The sequence below is a fragment of the Sphingomonas sp. SL1004 genome, from assembly GCF_057815015.1.
In genome coordinates this window covers 1,174,593-1,194,060 of sequence record NZ_JBYMUX010000001.1, presented here as the reverse complement: position 1 = coordinate 1,194,060, position 19,468 = coordinate 1,174,593, and the positions used below count along the sequence as shown (strand labels likewise).

Here is a 19,468-nt window from a genome sequence, read left to right as displayed (position 1 = left end):
TGTTCCGCGGACTCACAAGCCGATGGATTCGCGGAACGGTGGACCCCGGAACTAGTCCGGGGTGACGTGATGCTAGCCCCCGAAGCTGCGGCCGCCAAAGCCACCACCGAACCCGCCGCGCGAGATCACCGAACTGCGCGATTGTACGCGGGCAGGGGCCCTGGCCGTGGTCGGCGTGAACGCATCCGAACCCACGCGCGTCCGTCCGGTCACATAGTCCCGGTTGATCCGCCCGCCCGCACCGCCGTAATAGTTACCGTCACGATCCCGGTACATCGGCGCGCCGCGGTTGCCGAAGCCGCCGTTGAGCGCCTGTCCGACCAGGAAGCCTGTGAGCAGCGGTGTGAAGAAACTTCCGCCGCTGCCGTTGTTGCGCGGTTCGCACTGCGCGGCGCCGTATTGCTCCTCGCAGGTCTGCCGGTCCTGAAACCGTGGTGCGGTCTTCGCGGCATCGGCCTTGGCCTGCTCGAACGCGGTGTCGCATTGTACCGCCGACAAGGCACCTGCCGCGCGGCACTCCTGCACCGACGCATAGCTCTGCGCCTCGACGGGCTTGCCGCCGACGTCGCCGTCGCAGGCGGTCAGCGAGATGCCCGAGCCTGCGATCAGGCTGGTGAGGACGATCGATCTGGAACGCTTCATCGCTATGCCCCTCAGTTCGTCATGCAGGCGGCGTTGAGGATGCCGACGCACAGCGAGATGCTGCCCATATAGGTCGCCGCCGCGATTTCACCGCGGACGATCCGGTCGTTGAAGTCGCGCATCACGAAATGCTGCACCACCAGGAACGTCACGATCTGGATCACGCCGGCCAGCAACGCCCACACCGCGAACTCGAGCAGCGATACGGTATGCGTCAGCGCGGAGGCGAGTGGCAGGACATAACCGAGCAGCGCCGCGCCAAGCGTGATCGCGGCTGCGGTATTGCCCTCGCGGATCAACGACTTCTCATGATACGGCGTCGCGACCTGATAGACGATCTTGAAGACGATCGTGAACGCCCCGGCCGCGACGAACGCGATCAGGAAGGCGAGCGCGCTGGCACCGAAGCTGTATTGGTCGATCATGGCATTTTCCCCCGGAGCCGTCTACGCGTGACGCTAGGCCCTGAACTCGCCGAGTTCCAGTGCCACGCCCAGCATGATCTCGAACGAGACGTCGCCGGACTCGGTCTCCATGTCGATTGCGAGCAGCAGTTCGCGCCCGTCGTCGCCCGGCAGGTCGCGGCTGAACAGCATGCAGGTCTGGAAGATGCGGCGGTCGACGATCCCGTCGCGGTCGTCGTGCAGTTCCTCCCAGAACGTCACCGGCTCCTGCTCGCTCGCTTCGGGACCGAACCATGCGCGGCTGTATTCGGGCAGTCCTTCGGCGGTGAAGGTGCGTGCCTTTAGCCGGCTTTTCCACGCCGGGCGCTCGGCGGCGGACGAAGGATAGCTGCTGTCCCACGGCGCGAACAGCGTGACATCGGTCACGTCCTGCCCGTCGCGGTCGTTCGACACCGCCTGGAACATGATGTCGTCGTCGGTGTAAAACCGGTGGACGAACCCGCCTTCGTTGAGGTCGATCAGACCCTGCGCAACGATCACCAGCGTATCGCGGTCGAACGGGAACAGCAGCTCCGACCCGAACCGGCGCCATGCGAGCGGATCGACGGTCACCGTTCGTCCCAGCGTAACGTTGCGGACGACGGGCAGGGCGTTGCCGTCAAGCGCTGGCTTGCGGCCGAACAGGCGATCGAACATGCAATCCTCGTATCTCTGATTGACCCCCCGCATAGGCCAAAGCGTGAGCCGTCGCAAAGCGCCATTGGCGTGCCTCTCGTGCGCGCCTATGTGTCTGCGCGAGCGACAAGCACGGGAGTTCTTGCATTGACCGACATCTGGACCGTCCGCAGCCTGAAAGCCGCGCTCGACACGTCCGAGCCTGCGAAAGCCGGCGAATTTTCCGCGCGGATCCTGGAAGGCGCGGACCCGGTGCTGCTGGTGACGATGCACCACCACGGCGACCTCGAACTGTTCGTCAACGTCAGCGAGGCGCAGATCGCGTGCTCGACGTTGCTGTGGCCGTGCGACGAGCAGGAAGATCAGCTGGCGTTCAACACCTTCCTGCTGAAGTCGCAGAAGCTGGTGCCGCTGTCGAACTTTGGGATCGGCACGGTCGATGGCCGGGACTATTACGAGCTGTTCGGTGAACTTGCGACGTCGAGCCGGCTCGATACTGTGATCATCGAACTGCGCACGCTTGCCGAGAATGCGATCGATGCGGCCACCGACCTGCGCCACGCGCAGATTCCCGCCGCCTGAACTGATACAAACGGAGAGACTGGCATGGCCATCTGGAGCAAGCTTTTCACCCTCGGTCGTGCCGGCGCGCACGAAGCGGGTGCGGCGGTCGTCGACGCGAACGCGCTGCGTATCCTCGACCAGGAAATTCGCGACGCCGACAAGGCCCAGGGCAAGGCTCGCGACGATCTCGCCGGGCTGGTCGCACGTCGCCGCATCCTCGAAACCGAAGTCGAGAGCTTCCGGGCGCAGGCGACCAAGTACGAGGCTTCGGCACGGATCGCGGTCGAGAAGGGCAACATGGATCTCGCGCGCCAGGTGGCTCAGCGGATCGCCGATCTCGAACAGGACATCGCGCTGAAGTCCCCGCAGGTCGAGGACATGCGCGCCGCCGAGGAGCAGATCCACACCGCCGTCGCGCAGACCGATCGGAAGATCGAACAGCTCCGCCGCGAGGTCGAGGTCGTCAAGGTCAACGAGTCGGTGCAGAAGGCGCAGGCCTCGGTCGCGTCGGGCAGCATGGGCGCGGGCAACAAGCTCGGTTCCGCGGCCGACAGCCTCGCGCGTATTCGTGAACGCCAAGCGATCCGTGGCGAGCGGATCAAGGCTGCGGGCGAGTTGGAAGACCGTCGCACCGGCGCTGACCTCGACGAGAAGCTGCGGCTGGCGGGCATCGGACCGGGCCAGTCGTCCGCGGACGACGTGCTCGCGCGCCTGACGGCCCCCAAGACCGGGCAGCTCGGCCAAACGCTGCAGATCGAGCAGCGCGACGACTCCAAGACGTCGGACTCCTGATGCGCCGGATCGCGGTCGACCCGCGCGGCGACTGGCGCGAACGGGCCGATGCGATCGGGTTCGTCTATCACGACACTGATGGCGAACCCTATTGGGATGAGGGCGCGGCGTATGCCTTCACGCTGGCGGAGATCGAGGACGACCTCGAACCCGCCGCGGAACAGCTGCACGCGATGTGCCTCGATCTGGTCGACGAGGTGGTCCGCGACCAGCAACTGATGGAACGTCTCGCGATCCCGCGCGAGCAATGGAATTACGTCGCGGAGACGTGGCGCACGCGCCAGCCGTCGCTCTATGGTCGGTTCGATTTCGCGTACGACGGCACAGGGCCTGCCAAGCTGTACGAGTATAATGCCGACACGCCGACCTCGGTGTTCGAATGCGCGACATTCCAGTGGATGTGGCTGGAGGACTTGCTCGCGAGCGGTGCGTTGCCGGCGGGCACGGACCAGTTCAACAGCCTGTTCGACAAACTCCGTGAACGCTTCCGTGCGCTGTTCCCGAGCGGTGGCTTCGTCCACTTCGCGGCGGATGCGAGCGCCATCGAAGACCGCCAGACGGTGCGGTTCTTCGAGGATCTGGCGTCGCAGGTCGGGATCGAACCGAAGTTCGTCGAGATGAAGGATATCGGCCTCGCCGCCGACGGTCGCTTCGTCGACACCGACGGCTTCGAGGTGCAGGCCGCGTTCAAGCTGTACCCGTGGGAGTTCATGCTCCGCGAGCCCTATGCGCCGAACCTGTCGCGCGCCGACGTGCGCTGGATCGAGCCCGCGTGGAAGTCGATCCTGTCGAACAAGGGTATCCTGCCGCTGCTGTGGGAGCGCCATCCCGAGCATCCAAACCTGCTGCCCGCGTTCTTCGACGACGATCCCGCCGCGAAGATTCTTGGGCCGAAATATGTGCGCAAGCCGCTGTTCTCACGCGAGGGTGCGAACGTCGAGGTGATCGGCGAAGATGGCCACGCGGTGCTCGACCAAGGCTATGGCGCGGAGGGCGCAATCCGCCAGGCCTATGCGCCTCCACCCGTGTTCGACGGCCGCCATCCGGTGATCGGCGCGTGGATGGTCGGCAACGAAGCCGCCGGGATCGGCGTTCGAGAAGATGACACGGTCGTGACGCGCAATCTCGCGCGGTTCGTGCCGCATATCATCGAGGCGAATGATGACTGACGCGCGAGACCTGCCGCCGTTACCACCGATGGAACGGCTGGTCGAACTGATGTTCGACGCCGCGCGGACGGGGCGGGACGAGATGATCCCGGCGTTGTTGCAAGCGGGCGTGGATATCGAGGTCACCGACGCCAAGGGCTACACGCCGCTCGTGATCGCCAGCTACAACGGCCAGGCTGACGCCACCGCGGCCTTGCTCGCAGCAGGCGCGCAGGTCGACGGAGCGGCGGATGCACGCGGCAACACCGCGCTGATGGGCGTCTGCTTCAAGGGCTATACCGAGATCGCGCAGATCCTGCTCGATGCGGGCGCCGACGTGAACCGGCGGAATGGCGTCGGGCAAACCGCGCTGATGATGGCGGCGCTGGTCAACAAGACGGCGATCATCGACCTGTTGCTGGAGCACGGCGCGGACCCGGCGATCGTCGATGCGGCAGGGAACACCGTGCATTCGCTGGCGGTGTCGCAGGGCAATGCGACTTTGGCCGAGCGCTTTTCGAAGCAGGTCGATTAGCCTTGACGCCCCCCCCGGCGGAGGCCGGGGTCCAATTGGGAAGGTTGCAGTAACGGCGAACTGCGCTCCGTTAGCGCCGTTCCCCAATTGGACCCCGGCCTTCGCCGGGGCGGTATAATTGGCGAGGGTTCCGTGGATCAATCCGCCCCATGCGTCTTCGGCAACACCGCCCCGACATGCGTCTCGCCTCGCGCTTCCGCCAACCGAACCTGCCGCTCGCGCTCCGCATAGCCCGCCCGTTGCACCTCGTCCCGCGCGTCATGACACGCCGGGCAACTCACCCCCTCGACATACAGCGGCGATGCATGATCCGCGACACTCACCGGCATCCGACAGGCATGGCACAGGACATGACTTCCGAGCGCAAGGCCATGTCCGACCGCAACCCGCTGATCGAACACGAAACATTCCCCCTCCCAAAGGCTCTCCGCCGCGGGCACGGTCTCGAGATATTTCAGGATGCCGCCCTTGAGGTGATACACCTCGTCGAGCCCCTCGGCCTTCAGGAACGCCGTCGACTTCTCGCACCGTATCCCCCCGGTGCAGAACATCGCGATCTTCGGCGGCGGGCCTTCTCCGACCAGTTCGTCGCGATGCTCGCGAAACCACGCCGGAAAGTCCCGAAACGTCCGCGTCTGCGGATCGACCGCGCCGGCAAACGTCCCGACTGCGACCTCATAGTCGTTGCGCGTATCGATCACGATCGTCCCAGGCTCGGCGATCAGCGCGTTCCAGTCCTCGGGCTCGACATAATGGCCGACGCCTTCCAGCGGATCGATCGCAGGCTCGCCCATCGTGACGATCTCGCGCTTCAGCCGCACCTTCATCCGGTGGAACGGCATCGTGTCGGCACGGGACTCCTTCACATCGAGATCGGCACATCCAGGCAGCGCACGGATATGCGCGAGCACCGCGTCGATGCCCTCTTCGGATCCGGCGATCGTCCCGTTGATCCCCTCGGCCGCGAGCAGCAACGTACCTTTGACCCCGTTCGAGCAGCAGACGTGCGCGAGTGGCGGCTGGATGGCGGCGATGTCGGCGAAGGGCGTGAAGCGGTACAGCGCCACGACGCGGATGGGGAGGGTTTCGGTCATCGGTCTATCGTGCAGGGGAGGAGGTGCGCCCCCTTAGCGCAAGACGCCCCTCGCGTCAGCCTGCGGTGACGATCATCCCGTCGACCACTGCCACCGGCCAGGGCGTCAGTCGCGCGCCACCACACGGTCCGCCGACGCACGCGCCGCTGTCGATCTCGAACAAGGCGGAGTGCCAGCTGCACGCGATCAGGTCACCGCGCGGCGTGAGATAATCGTCGAGCACCTGCGCGAGCGGCAGGCCCATATGCGGGCAGCGATCGACATAGCCGAACACCGCGTCGTCCTTGCGCACGACGAAGCCGTGGAAGCGTCCCGCACGCATCTGGAGTACGAAGTTCCGCGCCTTGCCGTCCGCGATCGCGTCAAGCGGCGCGAGCTTGATGCCGCCGGGCGTGGCGGTCAGCCGTTCGCCGTCGCTCATGCGCGGTCGGCGTCGGGTTGCCGGTCGGGGTGTGCAGCGGTGAAGGCGGGCAGGGCGCTGGCGTTGTCTGCTGCCGCCTTGAGCTTTGGGTAAGGGGTAAGATCGACTGCGAACCGTTCTGCGGAGTAGACTTGCGGGACGAGATGGCAATCGGCGATCGTCGGTGTCGCGCCGAACGCGAAGCCGTCGCCATGCCGCGCGATCTGCATCTCGAGCGCGGCGAAACCGTCGCCGATCCAGCGTGCGATCCAGCGGTTCACCGCCGCCTCGTCTGCCCCGAACTCGGTGCGCAAGACGTTCAGGATACGAAGATTGTTCACCGGATGAATATCGCACGCGATCGATGCGGCCATCGCACGAACGATCGCCCGGCCGTTCGTGTCGACAGGAAGCAGCGGCGGGTTGGGATAGGTCTCGTCAATCCATTCGAGGATCGCGGGGCTCTGCGTCAAGATCCGGTCATCAGTCTCCAGCGTCGGAACAAGCCCCTGAGGATTGAGCGCGCGATACCCCGCCTCGCGTTGCGCACCTTTGCGAAGGTCGTGCGTGACCTGCGCATACGCCACGTCCTTCAGGGCAAGCGCGATACGAACGCGGTAGGCGGTGGTCGAGCGCCAATAGCCGTGCAGAGTAAGGCTCACCTCGGCAGGATCGCCTTGGGGAAATCCGACCAGACCGCATCGTAATCGAGCTGCGAATGTTCGAGCGCATAGGCGGTCGGCTTGTACGGCCAGCAACTCTCCAACATGAACGCCATCGTTCCGTCTATCTTGTGCGGTTTCAGCTCGGCCGCACTCGCACCCTGCCAACTGGCGAGATCGGGTCCGTGGCCCGACATGAGGTTGTGCAACGAGATACCGCCCGGCGCGAATCCCTCGGCCTTCGCATCATACGCGCCGGTAATCAGCCCCATCGCTTCGGACATGACGTTGCGGTGGAACCATGGTGGCCGGAACGTGCCCTCGGCGACCATCCAGCGCGGCGGGAAGATAACGAAATCGGCGTTCGCGCGACCGGGCACGTCGCTGGGTGAGGTCAGCAGCGTAAAGATCGACGGGTCGGGATGGTCGAAGCTGACCGTATTGATCGTGTTGAACCGCGACAGGTCGTAGCGCCAAGGCGCGAGGTTGCCGTGCCATGCGACCACGTCGAGCGGCGAGTGATCGAGCGTGGTGGTCCACAGCGAGCCCATGAACTTCTGGACGACCTCGACCGGTTCGTCGCGGTCCTCGAACCACGCGACCGGCGTCTCGAAATCGCGCGGGTTGGCAAGCCCGTTGGCGCCGATCGGGCCGAGATCGGGCAGGCGGAACAGCGCGCCGTGGTTCTCCGCGACGTAGCCGCGCGCTTCGCCATCGGGGAGTTCGGCGCGAAAGCGGACGCCGCGTGGGATCAGCGCGATCTGGCCGGGGGCGATGTCGATTCGGCCGAGTTCGGTCAGCAACCGGAGGCGACCGCTCTGCGGCACGAACAGGAGTTCGCCATCCGCATCCATAAACACGCGCGATTTCATGTCGGTGTTAGCAGCGTAGACGTGGAGCGCGACGCCTTCGAGATCGGCGGGATCGCGGTTGGCGAGCATCGTTGTCATGCCGTCGATCAGGTCGGTATTCGGGGCAGGCGCCTCGATCGGATCCCAGCGCAGGCGATTGGGCGCGAGCGGCGCGTCGGTGGTGCCGGGCGCGAATTGCTTGGCACCGGCGTAGCGCTCGAAAGGGGGATGCTCGGCGGTCGGGCGCATCCGGTAGAGCCAGCTGCGGCGGTTCTCGTGGCGGGGCGCGGTGAAGGCGGTGCCGGAGAGCTGCTCGGTGTAGAGTCCGAAAGCGGGGCGCTGCGGGGAATTGCGGCCGATCGGCAGCGCGCCGGGGATGGCCTCGGTCGATACGTGGTTGCCGAAGCCGGGCCGGTACGCCGCGCTATCTTCGGTCTGGCCGGCGGTCTCGCCTGCGCCGTTGGTCGGCTGGTGAATTGTCATGGCTTCCTCTCCGTCACCTGTTCCGATCAACGCCCGAACCGCCGGCCGTTCAAACTCTTTTCCAACCGCAGCCCCGTCGGTCACGGCGAAGCCGCGCCCTGTGGGGCGGCTCCGTTCGCGCCGGCCGGTCGACGGCAGCGCCTGCGCGCTGCATCTCGACCGAAGCTGCGCTTCGATCCTTGATCAGGCGTCGACCGTGATCACCCCGCGGCGGATCTGATCGAGCTCGATCGATTCGTACAGCGCCTGGAAATTGCCATTGCCGAAGCCTTCATTACCCTTGCGCTGGATGATCTCGAAAAAGATCGGCCCGAACATGTTCTCGGTGAAGATCTGCAGCAACAGCCCCTCCTCGCCGACATTGCCGTCGATCAGGATGCGGTTGCGGCGCAGGCGTTCGAGGTCGTGGCCGTGGTTCGGCACGCGCTTGTCGACCAGCTCGTAATAGGTCTCGATCGTGTCCTGCAGCTTGACGCCGCGCGCGCGCAGCTTCTCGACCGTCTCGAAGATATCGTTGGTGGTCAGCGCCAGATGCTGGATGCCCTCGCCGTTGTAATCCTTGATGAATTCCTCGATCTGGCTCTTGTCGTCCTGGCTCTCGTTGAGCGGAATGCGGATCGCCCTGTCGGGGGCAATCATCGCCTGGCTGAACAGACCCGTAGCCTTGCCCTTGATGTCGAAATACTTCTGCTCCTCGAAGCCGAAGATCTGGCCGTAGAACTCGGCCCAAGTCCGCATCTGGCCACGCTTTACATTGTGCGTGAGGTGGTCGAGCAGGTCGAGGCCGACGTTGTTCGTGGCCTCGGCTTCGGCCGCACCAGAAACCGCGGTCCAGTCGTCGTAAAGGCTGCCGGCCGCGCCATGCTTGTCGACCAGATACAGCAGCGAACCGCCGATCCCTTCGAGCACGTAGCTGCCCTCACCGAGCGCGCCCATGCTGGCATCGGCTGCCTTGGCGCCGCGAGCGAGCGCCGCGTCGAACGCTTCCTTGGCGTCGTGAACGCGGAACGCCATGCCGCTTGCGGACGGACCATGATCTGCGCGGAACGCCGCCGCGTGGCCACCATCCTCGCGGTTGAGCAGCAGGTTGATCCGGCCTTGCTTGTAGCGGGTGACCGCCTTGGTCGGATGGGTCGAGGCGGCGACGAAGCCGAACTGCTCGAACTGCGCGGCCATCCGGTCTGGATCGGGAGAGGTGAATTCGGCGAACTCGAACCCGTCGAGACCCATCGGGTTTACGTCCATATGGTCCATGATCACATCCTGACAGTTGGTATCCGTTGTTACCAATCTGGCGGGTTGAACAACTGGTGTCAATCGTTACGATTCCGCCATGGCTGACCGCGCACTCGTCCTGGACGATTTCATTCCGTATCGCCTGTCGATCACGTCGAACCTCGTCAGCGAAGCGGTGGCGGACACGTATGAGGCGCTGTTCGGGCTGACGATCCCGGAGTGGCGGCTGGTGACCGTGGTCGCAGAGGCCGGCGGAATCACGCAGCAGCAGATCGGCCAGCAGACGCGGATGGACAAGGTGACCGTCAGCCGCGCCGCGATCGCGCTGGTCGAGCGCGGGCTGATGCAGCGCCACGCGAACCCGGAGGATCGTCGCTCGCATCTGTTGAAGCTGACCGACGACGGCCACACGCTCTATGCGTCGGTGGCGCCGAAAGCGCTCGATCTGGAGCGCCGGATCTTCGCCGGGTTCTCGGCCAAGGAGGTGGAGCAGTTCGTAGCGATGCTGCGGCGGATCGACGCGGTGACGATCGACCTCGCTCAGGAGTCCCACGGCGGCGTTGGCGACCAGAGGCCGCGTAGGTAATCGAGCAGCGCGCTGGTGCCCGACGACACCGCCCCGCGTGCGTGCACCGCGTAGATGCCGACGTCCGCAGACCCCGCCATCTCTGGCAGGACCCGCACGAGCCGGCCGCTTGCGAGGTCCGCGCTCACATCCCAGAGCGAGCGCAACGCGATGCCGACGCCGGCCAGCGTGAGTTCGCGAACGACCTCGCTGGAGTTGGTCGCGACGTAGCTCGGGCGGTCGATCGTGACGGCGCCGTCTGGTCCAGCGAGCCGCCACGGCATCTGGCCCTTCGCCGCGAGCAGCCGGTGTTTCGTGAGGTCGGCCGCGTCGTTTGGCGCAACGTAGCTTGGCGCAGCGCAGAGCACGCGGCGGCTGTCGGCGAGACGATAACCGGTCAGGCTCGGCGGCACGGCCGGCGCGATCCGGATGGCGAGGTCGAGCCGGTCGCCGATCACGTCCGAGAAGCCGTCCGACAGATCGAGATCGAGTTCGATCGCGGGGTGCGCATCGAGGAACGGCTTCAGATGCGGCGCGATGTGGAGACGGCCGAACGAGGTCGGCGCGCTGACCCGGAGTGGCCCCGCCGGCGTCTCGGCGCGGTCCGACACGCGCGCCTCGGCATCGCGGATCGCGGCGAGGATCTCCAGCATGTCGCGGTGATACGCCGCGCCTCGTGGCGTCAGGTCCAGCCGCCGGGTGGTCCGATTGAGCAATCGCACGCCCAGCCGCGCCTCCAGCCGCGCGATCCGCTTCGACACCATCGCTGGCGAGATGCCGAGCGAGCGCCCCGCCGCGCTGAGGCTGGCGGTGCGGACGACCTCGACGAAGAGGACGATGTCGGGATCCATTCGTTCTCCACGCGATCAACAGCTTTCGGTTTATAGTGTCTAGTGGCGAAGGTGGTGGACGTCTATCGTCCCGACAGAGCATAGGAGAGCAGCATGACCGAGATGATCGACACCTATCAGTATCGGGCGGGTCTGAAGATCGCCGCATCACTGGTGGACTTCATCGAGACGGAGGCGCTGCCGGGCACGGGTCTCGACCCGGCCGCATTCTGGCAGGGCGTGTCCGACATCTACGCGAGGTTCGCACCGGAGAATGCTGAACTGCTCGCAGTCCGCGACAACCTCCAGGCAAAGATCGACGCTTGGCACGAAGCCCGTGCCGGCAAGCCGATCGACCAACCCGAGTACCAGGCATTCCTGCGCGAGATCGGCTATCTGGTCGACGAGCCTACGCCGTTCGCGGTCGCGCCGACGAACGTCGATGCGGAGGTGGCCTCGCTCGCCGGCGCGCAGCTGGTGGTGCCGATCCTCAACGCTCGCTTCCTGCTGAACGCGGCGAACGCGCGCTGGGGGAGTTTGTACGACGCGCTCTACGGCACCGATGCGATTCCGGGCGCGGCGTCGGGCAAGGGGTATGACGCCGCTCGAGGCGCGCAGGTGATTGCTTGGGCAAAGGCCTTCCTCGACGACGCAGTGCCATTGGCCAGCGGATCGTGGACCGACTGGACCGGTGGCACGCCCGCACTTGCCGATCCGAGCCAGCTTGTCGGGCATGCTGGCGACAATATCTTGTTGCGTCACAACGGCCTGCACATCGAGCTTGTCATCGATCCGGAGCATCCGATCGGGCGCGACGATCCTGCGAACCTCGCCGACGTCGTGCTGGAATCTGCGCTGACCACGATCGCGGATCTCGAGGATTCGATCGCCGCGGTCGATGCGGAGGACAAGGTCGCCGCCTATGCAAACTGGCTTGGACTGATGAAGGGCGACCTGACCGCCAGCTTCGATAAGGGCGGCCGCACGGTTACGCGCTCGCTCGAACCGGACCGGCAGTACACCGCGCACGACGGCAGCGCGTTCACGTTGCCCGGTCGTAGCCTGATGTTCGTGCGCAACGTCGGCCACCTGATGACGACGCCCGCAATCCTGCTCGCCGACGGCAAAGAGGCGCCCGAGGGCATCCTCGACGGCATCGTCACGTCGCTGATCGGCTTGCACGACCTGAAGGGCGCCGGCCCGATCCGCAACAGCCGCGCCGGCTCGATCTACATCGTCAAGCCGAAGATGCATGGCCTCGACGAAGCCGCCTTCACCAACCGCCTGTTCGACGGAATCGAGGACCTGCTCGGCCTCGCGCGCTACACGATCAAGGTTGGCGTGATGGATGAGGAACGCCGCACCTCAGCGAATCTCGCCGCCTGCATCGCCGCGGTGAAGGACCGCGTCGTGTTCATAAACACCGGCTTCCTCGATCGCACCGGTGACGAGATGCACACCTCGATGCGCGCCGGCCCGATGATCCGCAAAGGCGACATGAAGGCTTCGTCGTGGATCAAGGCATATGAGGATCGCAACGTCCAGATCGGGCTCGCCTGCGGGCTCAGCGGCCGGGCTCAGATCGGCAAGGGCATGTGGGCAGCGCCGGACAGGATGGCGGACATGCTCGAGCAGAAGATCGCGCACCCGATGACCGGCGCGAACACCGCGTGGGTGCCGTCGCCGACCGCCGCGACGCTCCACGCCACGCACTACCACCGCGTCGACGTGTTCGCGCGGCAGGCGGAGCGGAAGGCCGAGCCGATCGCCTCGCTGGATGCCTTGCTGACTATTCCGGTGGCGACCGGGTACAACTGGCAGCCTGACGAGGTTCGCGAGGAGTTGGAGAACAATGCGCAGGGCATCCTCGGCTATGTCGTGCGTTGGGTCGATCAGGGCGTCGGTTGTTCGAAGGTGCCCGACATCCACGACATCGGCCTTATGGAAGACCGCGCGACGCTGCGGATCAGTTCGCAGCACATGGCGAACTGGCTGCTCCACGGTATCGCGAGGCCCGAGGAGGCGGACGCGGCGCTGCGGCGGATGGCGGCGAAGGTCGATGCGCAGAACGCGGGCGATCCGCTGTACAGCCCGATGGCGGGGCATGAGGACGAGAGCCTCGCGTTCCAGGCCGCCCGCGCACTCGTGTTCGATGGCCTGACGCAGCCGAGCGGCTATACCGAGCCGCTGCTCCACGCGTTCCGCGCGCGGGCGAAAGAAAGGGATGCCGCCTGATGCCTCTGTATGCGATCGAGGGTAAGCGCCCGACGCTGGCCGACGATGTCTGGGTAGCGCCGTCCGCCGACGTCATCGGCGACGCACGGCTGGGGGAGGGGGCAAGCGTCTGGTTCGGCGCCGTAATCCGCGCGGACAACACGCCGATCCTCGTCGGCGCGCGGACCAACATCCAGGAGGGCGCGATGCTGCATTCCGATCCGGGCGCACCCTTGACGATCGGCGAGGGCTGTACGGTTGGCCATCACGCTATCCTCCACGGCTGCACGATCGGCAGCAACGTGCTGGTCGGGATGGGGGCGACTATCCTCAACAATGCCGTGATCGGTGAGAACTGCCTGATCGGCGCGAATGCGTTGGTGACGGAGGGGAAGGTGTTTCCAGCCGGCAGCCTGATCGTCGGTTCGCCCGCCAAAGCGGTCCGGGAGTTGTCGCCGGAAGCGATCGCCGGCCTCAAGATGTCGGCCGCAGCCTACTTGGCCAAGCAGCGCGTCTACGGCGAGGGCCTGAGGTTGGTCGAGGTATAGAATCCTCCCCCGCCAGGGGGAGGTGTCGCCGAAGGCGACGGAGGGGGAGGCACTCGCAACCAAGCTTCTCCCTCACCGCCCCCTCCGTCTGGCAAGCGCCAGACACCTCCCCTTTGCGGGGGAGGATAGTAATTTAGAAGCTCACGCGCCCGCCGAGCGACAGCACGACCGCCGAGGCGTTGCGCAGCGCGCCCGACGTCAGGATGTTGGTCTGCGCGGCCGTGCCGACATACGCCGCCGTGACCCGGTCGATCGTCGTATTCTCGAAGTCGACATATTGCGCGGCGGCATCGAGCGCGATGTGCGGCGAGAGCTGGTACGAGCCACCGGCTGCGTAGGTCCAACGATCGGCATCGGGCACGCGGGCGTCGCGCTGGCCATCCTGCGTCGGTGACTTGGTGCGTTGCAGGCCGGCCCGTACGGTGAGCTTCGGCGTGACGTCATAGTCGAGACCACCGGCCAGGCTCCAGCTGTCCTGATAATTCTCGGGGATCGCGGTATTCAACGGCGCGCCCAGATCGATCGTGTCGAACTTGCTCCAATTATACGCCACCAGCTGCGCGTTCAGCGTGAGCTTGTCGGTGCCACGGAACCGGCCTGCGACGATCACCTGGCCGGGCGTATTGAACGCGGCCTTGGCCCCCGACACGGTCGCGTTCGACGACGCGAGCGGGCCGACGAGGCCGCTGATCGTGAGATCGCCCTTCAGATTATGGCGGATGCTCGACTTGTAGCTGATGCCCACGGTCGCGAAGTCGTTGTGAAGCTGCACGCCCGCGGTCCAGCCGAAGTCCCAACCGTCGCCGCTCAATTCCTGGCGGCCATCGGGTAGCGCCGCGGACAGATTGGGTAGGGCGTTGCTGAGCGTCGCGTCGGTATATTCTACGTTCAGCGCACCACCGACGCGCAGCCAATCCGTCACTGCCACGCCGATCGACGGCTGGATGTCGATCGTCCGCAACCGGGTCTTGTCGGCGCTGTAGCGTGCCCAGCTGTCGGCGTCATAGTTGGTGGTGAAGCTGAAAGGCGACGTCACTGCAACGCCGACAGCGATCCGGTCGGTCAGCGGATAGGCGATCGCGCCCGACGGCAGCACGCCCTTGTTGATAGGGTCGCTCGAATCGGACTGGCCGCTGATCGTGGTGCAGGCCTGGCCCGGGCGACAGATACGCGTGCCGGTGTCGACGACGTCGCCCTTGGGCAGAATTGCCGTCGCGCTGAGCGTCGCGCTGCCGTCGCGGATGCCGGCGATCGCCGCGGGGTTCCACCACAGCGAGGCGGCACCGGTGTCGGCTGCCTCGCCCGAGAACGCGCGACCAGCGCCGCGCGCGGACTGCGCCTGCAGATAGAAGGCGTCGGCATAGGCAGTGCTGGCGAACCCGAACGCCGAAACGAGGGCGGAGGCGGCGAGAAGCGGGGCTTTGGTACGCAGAGTCATGGGATAAGTCCTCAGCTGATATACTGGTGGAATGTGCGGCGCCTCAGCGCACGCGCGTCCAGGTTTGCGTCTTGCAGAGCGGGAAGAAGACGCAGCCGCGCAGCTTCAGCTGGTTCGCACCCAGGGGCGTGATCTTGCCACTATAGGTCTTGCCGTCCTCGGCATTGTAGACTTGACCGCCGCTCCAGACGCCGTCCGAGTCCGGCTTGAAACCACCGAACATCTGCATGCCCTGGATCGGACGATTGCGCAGCGCGGCATCCGAATTCTTCGCATCCTTCATGGCAGGATTGGCGCGAATCGCGTCGGAGGTCAGGATCTTGCCGCAGATCGACGGGCCACAGCGGCTGATCTCGACGATGGCGTTGTGGGTTTCGGTCTTCCAACGGCCGAGGACGGTCTCGGCGGTGGCTGGAGCGCCGGCGAGCAATGCGCCGATGAGCAACAGGGACATCTTCTATCCTCTCCTATGATGCGGGTGACGCCGTATGCGTACGGTCGTCGGAGTTCCAGTTAGGCAAGCGACCTAATCGCGAGCCTGTTGCCGTATACGGCAGGTACCGTTCCGGACTAGAGTTGTACGAAGACTAGTCAAGCCTTCTTACTCATTCGGCTTGGTGAAAAAGTGTTCATCTCGCCACGTTCGCCATTCTCGCGCAGGCGGGAACCCCTATGGCCACCGTCGCGATGGATACGCACGTCAGCGAATATGTATCCCCGCCCGCCCGAGATGATGACGGCCCTCGTTTCCGCCGCCCGGGGATTGTTCCCGGGCCACCTGTCCGCAACCCCGGATGCATTGCGGGGGCGGACAGGTAGATGCCGGAACGAGCCCGGCATGACGGTGAGGGAGCGCGACGCGTCAGTTTCGCAGCGGCTTACCCGTCTGGAGCATGTGGACGACCCGCGCTTGGGTCCGCGGATCCTTGACGCTCGCCATGAACGCCGCGCGCTCCAGGTCGAGCAGTTGATCCTCGGTCACCGTATCGACGAGATCTGCTTCGCCACCGGTCAGCACCTCGGCGAGACGGTCTGCGACGACGAGGTCATAGTCGGTCGCCATGCTCTTCTTGTGGAAGTCGGACACCGCCATGTTGAGTCCGGTCCGGCCGCTCGCGCCGGCGAGGCGGAAGGTCGGCTTCTCCGGCGCGACATAGCCCTCGACCAAGGACAACGCCTTGGCCTTCGCGTCCGCCAGCAACCGGTCGCGGTTCATCGTGATGCCATCGTCCTTGCGCAGGATCATCATCTCCTTCGCCTCCGCCGCCGACTTGGCGACCTGCGCGGTGGAGACCGCCTGGAACACCTTGGTCAGCACCGGCATCGGTCCGTTCGGCAGCGTGCGAGACTTGGTCCAGCGGTCGAGCATCTCGCCGTTGCCGCCCCAGCCGGGGACGAGCCCGACGCCGCACTCGACGAGGCCCGCATAGGTCTCCGCATGCGCCTGCACCGCGTCCGAGTGGAGCAGGATCTCGCAGCCACCGCCTAGTGCGAGCCCGGCCGGCGCGCTGACGACCGGGAAGGGGGCGTATTTGAGCGCCTTGTATGCCTGCTGCCCGCCTTGGACGCTAGCCTCGACCATGTCCCAAAGGCCCGCCCCGACCGCGAACATTGCCGCGCCGAGGTTCGCACCCGCCGAGAAGTTCGACGCTTCGTTATACACCACCAGCGCCTTGAAGCGCTCGCGGACGACCGGGATCGCCTCGTTGATGAGCGCCACGACCTGGTCGTCGAGCGCGTTCATCTTGGTGTGGAATTCGAGCGCCGCGACGCCGTCGCCGACATCCCAGAGCGACGCCGACAGGTTCGTGAGGATCGGCTGCGAGCGGAGCTTGATGTCCTCCAGCAGTTCGACGCCGTCCGCGCGCGGCACGTCGGCATACTCGCCGGCGGCAGTGAGGAACTGACGCTGGCCGTTCTCGACGCGGTAGAACGGACGATCGCCCGCGGTCGTCAGGATCGCGGGAACGTCGCGACCTTCCTCGGCAAGGCGCACGGCCAGCACGCCCGGCCCCATTCGGTCGATCAGCTCGAACGGCCCGTATTTCCAGTTGTAGCCGAGCTTCATCGCGTCATCGATCGCGACGACATCGTCCGCCGCCTCGCCGACGAGCATCGCCGCGTAGGACAACACGCGGCCGAGGATCGTCCACGCATAGGTGCCGATCTTGCCCGGCTCGGCGATCAGCGCGGCAAGGTCCTTGCCTGTTTTGCCTGGCAACTCCGCGGGCTTGGCTTCCGCACGGTACTCACCAGTGGCGAGGTCGAGCGACAGCTTGGTCCGCGTCGCCTTGTCAAAGCGATAGAACCCACCCTTGCCCTTGCGGCCGGTGAACCCTTCCGCGATCATCTTGTCGACCAGCGGCAGCGGGCGGACCGTATCGAAATACGGATCGCCGGCCGGCAGCGTGGAGGAAAGGCTCTTCGACAGCAATGGCATCAGGTCGACGCCGACAAGATCAACCAACCCGAAGATGCCCGTCTTCGGCACGCCCATCGGACGGCCGCCGATCTGGTCGGCTTCCTCGACGGTCAGCCCCTGGTCCATCGCCGCGTTGATCGCGATCGCCAGCCAATAGGTGCCGATGCGGTTGGCGATGAAGCCCGGCGTATCCTTCGCCCGCACGATCCGCTTGCCCATGAAGCGATCGACGAAATCCTCGACCCTCTCCGCGACCGCGACGTCGGTATGCTCACCACGGACGATCTCGACCAGCCGCATGTAGCGCGGCGGGTTGAAGAAATGCGTGATGAGGAAGTCGGCCTTGAACTGGTCCGATCGCCCCTCGACAAGGTTGCCGAGCGGGATCGTCGAGGTGTTCGACGACACCGCGGTGCCGGGACGCTTCAGCGCTTCGAGCTTGGCGTACAGCGCATGCTTGATGTCGAGCCGCTCGACAATCGCCTCGACGATCCAGTCGCACTCGGCGACCCGGTCGAGGTGATCGTCGATGTTGCCCGTCTCGACCAGCTTGGCCGCGCGCTTCGACATGAAGGGGGCGGGGTCGGTCTTGAGCATCTTGGCGACCGCACCCTTGGCCACTGCGTCGCGATCGTCACCCTCGCGGGGTACGATATCAAGCAACAGCACGGGGATGCCGGCATTGGCGACCTGCGCCGCAATGCCTGCGCCCATCACGCCCGCGCCGATGACGCAGACCTTCTTGACCTGATCGCCCATCATGCGCGCTCCAACACCGTTGCGATGCCCTGACCGCCGCCGATGCACTGGGTCGCCAGCGCATAGCGGCCACCTTCGCGCGACAAGAGCGCAGCCGCCTTGCCGACGATTCGCGCGCCGGTTGCGCCGAGCGGATGGCCGATCGCGATCGCGCCGCCGTCGAGGTTGATCGTCTCGTCCTTGAGGCCGAGGTCGCGGATGCAGGCGATCGCCTGGCTCGCGAACGCCTCGTTGATCTCGACCACGTCAAGGTCGGCGACGGTGATCCCGGCACGCTCTAGCGCCTTCTTCGACGCATCGATCGGGCCGAGTCCCATCGTCTCGGGCGCGCAACCCGACACGCCGATCGACTTGATCCGCGCGAGGATCGTCAGCCCGTGCTTCTTGGCGAACTCTTCCGAGGTGACGAGCACCGCAGACGCGCCATCGGTCAGCGGCGACGAGGTGCCCGCGGTCACCGAGCCATCCGCGCTGAACGCGGGCTTCAGGCCGGCGAGCGCTTCGGTGGTCGTGCCGGCGCGGATCGTGCCGTCCTGGCTGACCGGGCCTGCCTTGGTCTGGATCGTCACGATCTCGTCCGACAGCCGGCCATCGGCACGCGCCGCGGCGGCCTTGTCCTGGCTCTTCACCGCGAACGCGTCCTGTTCGGCGCGCGTGATCTGATAGTTGCGCGCGACGTTCTCGGCGGTCTCGCCCATGCCCATGTACGCGCCGGCGCTCTTCTTCGCGAGCTCGGGGTTGGGGAGGGGGTTGTAGCCGCCCATCGGCACGCGGCTCATCGATTCGAGGCCGGCGCAGATGAACGCCTCGCCCGCGCCGACCGCAATCTGGCCGTAAGCGATGTGGATCGCGCTCATCGACGAGCCGCAGAACCGGTTGACCGTCATGCCGCCGACCGAGATCGGCAAGTCGGCGATCTGCGCGATCAGCTTGGCGACGTTGAGGCCCTGCTCGCCCTCGGGGAATGCGCAGCCGAGGATGATGTCCTCGATCTCGGCGGGGTCGACGCCGGTCTTGTCAAGCAACCCGCGAATCGTCTGCGCGGCGAGATCGTCCGGACGGACGCGGGCGAGCTCGCCCTTGCCAGCGAGGTGGAACGGCGAACGGGCGTACCCGGCGATGACGACGTTGGTCACGATGATCCTCTCATATTGCGGTCGACCCGGTTAACGCTTGCGGGTTACCCTTAAGGTGCGATACCTCACC

The 19,468-nt window shown here is 65.8% G+C and carries 20 protein-coding genes; 7 read left to right on the top strand and 13 right to left on the bottom strand.

What is annotated here, in order from left to right; all coding sequences use genetic code 11:
* Window positions 1–72: 72 nt before the first annotated feature.
* Genes AC3D24_RS05255 through AC3D24_RS05245 form a run of 3 tightly spaced genes read right to left on the bottom strand, consistent with a single transcriptional unit; the run spans window position 73 to window position 1,742 of the window.
* The gene (locus AC3D24_RS05255) at window positions 73–642 is read right to left on the bottom strand and encodes a DUF1190 domain-containing protein (RefSeq protein WP_056049223.1); all 570 of its coding nucleotides are present in this window, start codon (window positions 640–642) and stop codon (window positions 73–75) included.
* A gap of 11 nt (window positions 643–653) precedes the next feature.
* Window positions 654–1,067, bottom strand: coding sequence for a DUF350 domain-containing protein (locus AC3D24_RS05250; RefSeq protein WP_353435682.1), 414 nt, complete (start codon window positions 1,065–1,067; stop codon window positions 654–656).
* A 33-nt stretch (window positions 1,068–1,100) separates the two neighbouring features.
* Window positions 1,101–1,742: a DUF2491 family protein gene (locus AC3D24_RS05245; protein ID WP_056481639.1), complete on the bottom strand. Its 642-nt coding sequence runs from the start codon at window positions 1,740–1,742 to the stop codon at window positions 1,101–1,103.
* Window positions 1,743–1,868: 126 nt separating this feature from the next.
* On the opposite strand from AC3D24_RS05245, the gene AC3D24_RS05240 reads away from it, so the two are divergent.
* Genes AC3D24_RS05240 through AC3D24_RS05225 form a run of 4 tightly spaced genes read left to right on the top strand, consistent with a single transcriptional unit; the run spans window position 1,869 to window position 4,760 of the window.
* Window positions 1,869–2,303: a YjfI family protein gene (locus tag AC3D24_RS05240; protein ID WP_056049210.1), complete on the top strand. Its 435-nt coding sequence runs from the start codon at window positions 1,869–1,871 to the stop codon at window positions 2,301–2,303.
* 24 nt (window positions 2,304–2,327) lie between these two features.
* On the top strand, window positions 2,328–3,077 hold the full coding sequence (locus AC3D24_RS05235; RefSeq protein WP_056481642.1) for a PspA/IM30 family protein: 750 nt from the start codon (window positions 2,328–2,330) through the stop codon (window positions 3,075–3,077).
* Window positions 3,077–4,246, top strand: a complete 1,170-nt coding sequence (locus AC3D24_RS05230; RefSeq protein ID WP_056049204.1) for a glutathionylspermidine synthase family protein — start codon at window positions 3,077–3,079, stop codon at window positions 4,244–4,246. The genes AC3D24_RS05235 and AC3D24_RS05230 overlap by 1 nt, the downstream gene beginning before the upstream one ends.
* On the top strand, window positions 4,239–4,760 hold the full coding sequence (locus tag AC3D24_RS05225; RefSeq protein ID WP_489028834.1) for an ankyrin repeat domain-containing protein: 522 nt from the start codon (window positions 4,239–4,241) through the stop codon (window positions 4,758–4,760). Before AC3D24_RS05230 ends, AC3D24_RS05225 begins: the two co-directional genes overlap by 8 nt.
* Before the next feature lie 137 nt (window positions 4,761–4,897).
* Here AC3D24_RS05225 and trhO read toward each other — a convergent pair whose 3' ends face one another.
* The 5 genes from trhO to hppD form a co-directional block, all read right to left on the bottom strand.
* Window positions 4,898–5,854, bottom strand: coding sequence for an oxygen-dependent tRNA uridine(34) hydroxylase TrhO (trhO, locus tag AC3D24_RS05220; RefSeq protein ID WP_489028832.1), 957 nt, complete (start codon window positions 5,852–5,854; stop codon window positions 4,898–4,900).
* 55 nt (window positions 5,855–5,909) lie between these two features.
* On the bottom strand, window positions 5,910–6,275 hold the full coding sequence (locus tag AC3D24_RS05215) for a Rieske (2Fe-2S) protein (RefSeq protein WP_489028830.1): 366 nt from the start codon (window positions 6,273–6,275) through the stop codon (window positions 5,910–5,912).
* Window positions 6,272–6,916, bottom strand: a complete 645-nt coding sequence (maiA, locus tag AC3D24_RS05210) for a maleylacetoacetate isomerase (RefSeq protein WP_489028829.1) — start codon at window positions 6,914–6,916, stop codon at window positions 6,272–6,274. Before maiA ends, AC3D24_RS05215 begins: the two co-directional genes overlap by 4 nt.
* The gene (gene hmgA / locus AC3D24_RS05205; RefSeq protein WP_489028828.1) at window positions 6,913–8,250 is read right to left on the bottom strand and encodes a homogentisate 1,2-dioxygenase; all 1,338 of its coding nucleotides are present in this window, start codon (window positions 8,248–8,250) and stop codon (window positions 6,913–6,915) included. The genes maiA and hmgA overlap by 4 nt, the downstream gene beginning before the upstream one ends.
* A 183-nt stretch (window positions 8,251–8,433) precedes the next feature.
* Window positions 8,434–9,504 carry a 4-hydroxyphenylpyruvate dioxygenase gene (gene hppD, locus AC3D24_RS05200; protein WP_489028826.1) on the bottom strand — a complete coding sequence of 357 codons (1,071 nt, stop codon included), beginning with the start codon at window positions 9,502–9,504 and terminating at the stop codon, window positions 8,434–8,436.
* Between the two features lie 79 nt (window positions 9,505–9,583).
* Here hppD and AC3D24_RS05195 point away from each other — a divergent pair, with 79 nt between their 5' ends.
* Entirely contained in the window at window positions 9,584–10,072 is a 489-nt protein-coding gene (locus AC3D24_RS05195; protein WP_489028824.1) for a MarR family winged helix-turn-helix transcriptional regulator, read from the top strand.
* Here the strand turns inward: AC3D24_RS05195 and AC3D24_RS05190 are convergent.
* Window positions 10,027–10,902, bottom strand: coding sequence for a LysR family transcriptional regulator (locus AC3D24_RS05190; protein ID WP_489028822.1), 876 nt, complete (start codon window positions 10,900–10,902; stop codon window positions 10,027–10,029). The genes AC3D24_RS05195 and AC3D24_RS05190 overlap by 46 nt on opposite strands.
* A 93-nt stretch (window positions 10,903–10,995) precedes the next feature.
* Between AC3D24_RS05190 and AC3D24_RS05185 the strand changes: the two genes are divergently transcribed.
* Entirely contained in the window at window positions 10,996–13,116 is a 2,121-nt protein-coding gene (locus AC3D24_RS05185; protein WP_489028820.1) for a malate synthase G, read from the top strand.
* Window positions 13,116–13,643 carry a gamma carbonic anhydrase family protein gene (locus tag AC3D24_RS05180; RefSeq protein WP_489028818.1) on the top strand — a complete coding sequence of 176 codons (528 nt, stop codon included), beginning with the start codon at window positions 13,116–13,118 and terminating at the stop codon, window positions 13,641–13,643. The genes AC3D24_RS05185 and AC3D24_RS05180 overlap by 1 nt, the downstream gene beginning before the upstream one ends.
* A 133-nt stretch (window positions 13,644–13,776) precedes the next feature.
* Here AC3D24_RS05180 and AC3D24_RS05175 read toward each other — a convergent pair whose 3' ends face one another.
* The 4 genes from AC3D24_RS05175 to AC3D24_RS05160 all read right to left on the bottom strand — a co-directional run bounded on the left by AC3D24_RS05175 (window position 13,777) and on the right by AC3D24_RS05160 (window position 19,398).
* Window positions 13,777–15,081 carry an OmpP1/FadL family transporter gene (locus tag AC3D24_RS05175; RefSeq protein ID WP_489028816.1) on the bottom strand — a complete coding sequence of 435 codons (1,305 nt, stop codon included), beginning with the start codon at window positions 15,079–15,081 and terminating at the stop codon, window positions 13,777–13,779.
* Between the two features lie 43 nt (window positions 15,082–15,124).
* Window positions 15,125–15,535, bottom strand: a complete 411-nt coding sequence (locus AC3D24_RS05170) for a DUF2147 domain-containing protein (RefSeq protein ID WP_489028814.1) — start codon at window positions 15,533–15,535, stop codon at window positions 15,125–15,127.
* Window positions 15,536–15,943: 408 nt separating this feature from the next.
* Complete coding sequence (locus AC3D24_RS05165; protein ID WP_489033051.1) at window positions 15,944–18,262, bottom strand: 3-hydroxyacyl-CoA dehydrogenase/enoyl-CoA hydratase family protein; 2,319 nt, start codon at window positions 18,260–18,262, stop codon at window positions 15,944–15,946.
* Complete coding sequence (locus AC3D24_RS05160; RefSeq protein WP_489028812.1) at window positions 18,262–19,398, bottom strand: thiolase family protein; 1,137 nt, start codon at window positions 19,396–19,398, stop codon at window positions 18,262–18,264. Before AC3D24_RS05160 ends, AC3D24_RS05165 begins: the two co-directional genes overlap by 1 nt.
* Window positions 19,399–19,468 lie beyond the last annotated feature (70 nt).

Excerpts from the sequence above, each read along its gene's own strand:
- AC3D24_RS05255 (WP_056049223.1), bottom strand. The coding sequence starts at position 642 with ATGAAGCGTTCCAGATCGATCGTCCTCACCAGCCTGATCGCAGGCTCG.
- AC3D24_RS05250 (WP_353435682.1), bottom strand. The coding sequence starts at position 1,067 with ATGATCGACCAATACAGCTTCGGTGCCAGCGCGCTCGCCTTCCTGATC.
- AC3D24_RS05245 (WP_056481639.1), bottom strand. The coding sequence starts at position 1,742 with ATGTTCGATCGCCTGTTCGGCCGCAAGCCAGCGCTTGACGGCAACGCC.
- AC3D24_RS05235 (WP_056481642.1), top strand. The coding sequence starts at position 2,328 with ATGGCCATCTGGAGCAAGCTTTTCACCCTCGGTCGTGCCGGCGCGCAC.
- AC3D24_RS05230 (WP_056049204.1), top strand. The coding sequence starts at position 3,077 with ATGCGCCGGATCGCGGTCGACCCGCGCGGCGACTGGCGCGAACGGGCC.
- AC3D24_RS05225 (WP_489028834.1), top strand. The coding sequence starts at position 4,239 with ATGACTGACGCGCGAGACCTGCCGCCGTTACCACCGATGGAACGGCTG.
- trhO (WP_489028832.1), bottom strand. The coding sequence starts at position 5,854 with ATGACCGAAACCCTCCCCATCCGCGTCGTGGCGCTGTACCGCTTCACG.
- AC3D24_RS05215 (WP_489028830.1), bottom strand. The coding sequence starts at position 6,275 with ATGAGCGACGGCGAACGGCTGACCGCCACGCCCGGCGGCATCAAGCTC.
- hmgA (WP_489028828.1), bottom strand. The coding sequence starts at position 8,250 with ATGACAATTCACCAGCCGACCAACGGCGCAGGCGAGACCGCCGGCCAG.
- hppD (WP_489028826.1), bottom strand. The coding sequence starts at position 9,504 with ATGGACCATATGGACGTAAACCCGATGGGTCTCGACGGGTTCGAGTTC.
- AC3D24_RS05195 (WP_489028824.1), top strand. The coding sequence starts at position 9,584 with ATGGCTGACCGCGCACTCGTCCTGGACGATTTCATTCCGTATCGCCTG.
- AC3D24_RS05190 (WP_489028822.1), bottom strand. The coding sequence starts at position 10,902 with ATGGATCCCGACATCGTCCTCTTCGTCGAGGTCGTCCGCACCGCCAGC.
- AC3D24_RS05185 (WP_489028820.1), top strand. The coding sequence starts at position 10,996 with ATGACCGAGATGATCGACACCTATCAGTATCGGGCGGGTCTGAAGATC.
- AC3D24_RS05180 (WP_489028818.1), top strand. The coding sequence starts at position 13,116 with ATGCCTCTGTATGCGATCGAGGGTAAGCGCCCGACGCTGGCCGACGAT.
- AC3D24_RS05175 (WP_489028816.1), bottom strand. The coding sequence starts at position 15,081 with ATGACTCTGCGTACCAAAGCCCCGCTTCTCGCCGCCTCCGCCCTCGTT.
- AC3D24_RS05170 (WP_489028814.1), bottom strand. The coding sequence starts at position 15,535 with ATGTCCCTGTTGCTCATCGGCGCATTGCTCGCCGGCGCTCCAGCCACC.
- AC3D24_RS05165 (WP_489033051.1), bottom strand. The coding sequence starts at position 18,262 with ATGGGCGATCAGGTCAAGAAGGTCTGCGTCATCGGCGCGGGCGTGATG.